Genomic DNA, 1,001 nt, shown 5'->3' on the forward strand with positions numbered 1-1,001 from the left:
AGATGAAAGCCCTGCATGCCATGCGGGGTTGCCGCAGCGGAAATTGCGGAGAGCTTTTCATCCAGTGCACAGACTGCGGTCATCAGGAATGGCGGAGCTGGCAACCTCATGAAAATGAAGTACTTTTTTAACGCCTTAAAAAAGGCCTTGCCTTCTGCGTACTCTGAAAATTTTTCCTTCCAAACGACTTTCGGATACACTCCTTCCAAAATAAGTTATCTCCTTACAATAGAAACCTGTCGGGGATGCCGCTACGGGCTGGTTTCAATACCGGATAGATGTCTTTCCTTTTATAGCCATACTGCCCAGTCGCCATAGTCAAATGTGCCAGTGCCATGGTGCAATTTATCCTCAGCCTTCAATTGCCGAAAGGCATCACGCATTCTTCCCAGAATCTCAGGCTGAATATCCAAAGTGTGATGTGCAGGGAATACATGCTTCACCGGTAACGCCGATACCCGTTTCAAGGAATTGAGGTACGCCTCTGGATCAGTGGAAGGAAAGAAGGCAAACAGCGTGTGTTTATAAACCAAGTCACCGGTAAAAAGATACCCCCGCTCCTTTTCCCAAAAACACATATGCCCTGGCGAATGCCCTGGCGTATGGACTATCTGAACAAGTCGGTCCCCAATATCAATTACATCATTATCCTTCAGCACTCTTGTGGGATTGCCCTGAAAAAACTCATATCTGCTTACGTCATAACCTTCCGGCAAGTCGCAACGGTCAACGACCATGCCTTTAATCTGCTCCATTGTCAGAGGGAATTCGCCGTTAAGCCAGTTCAGTTCAGCCCCATGCGCGTAAAAGTCCGGGAAAAATCGATGTCCGCCAATATGGTCCCAGTGAATGTGGGTAGCTACGGCGATGACCGGCTTGTCAGTTAGCCTGATGACCTCATCATAGATCCTAAAATCCCGCTCATTTTTATACCTACGAAGGCTCTTTAGCTCCAAAGGCTTTGAAGATAGTTTTTTGAAGCTTGGTTAATGGGAAAAGGA

The 1,001-nt window shown here is 47.2% G+C and carries 2 protein-coding genes; both read right to left on the reverse strand.

Annotated elements, in window-relative coordinates:
• The coding region (locus LZ24_RS17030; RefSeq protein ID WP_144686903.1) for a hypothetical protein at positions 1–209 on the reverse strand (209 nt) is incomplete at its 3' end.
• 81 nt (positions 210–290) lie between these two features.
• Positions 291–956, reverse strand: a complete 666-nt coding sequence (locus LZ24_RS17035) for an MBL fold metallo-hydrolase (RefSeq protein ID WP_144686904.1) — start codon at positions 954–956, stop codon at positions 291–293.
• Positions 957–1,001: the final 45 nt, after the last annotated feature.

It is taken from the genome of Desulfobotulus alkaliphilus, from assembly GCF_007830435.1.
Taxonomy (GTDB): domain Bacteria; phylum Desulfobacterota; class Desulfobacteria; order Desulfobacterales; family ASO4-4; genus Desulfobotulus; species Desulfobotulus alkaliphilus.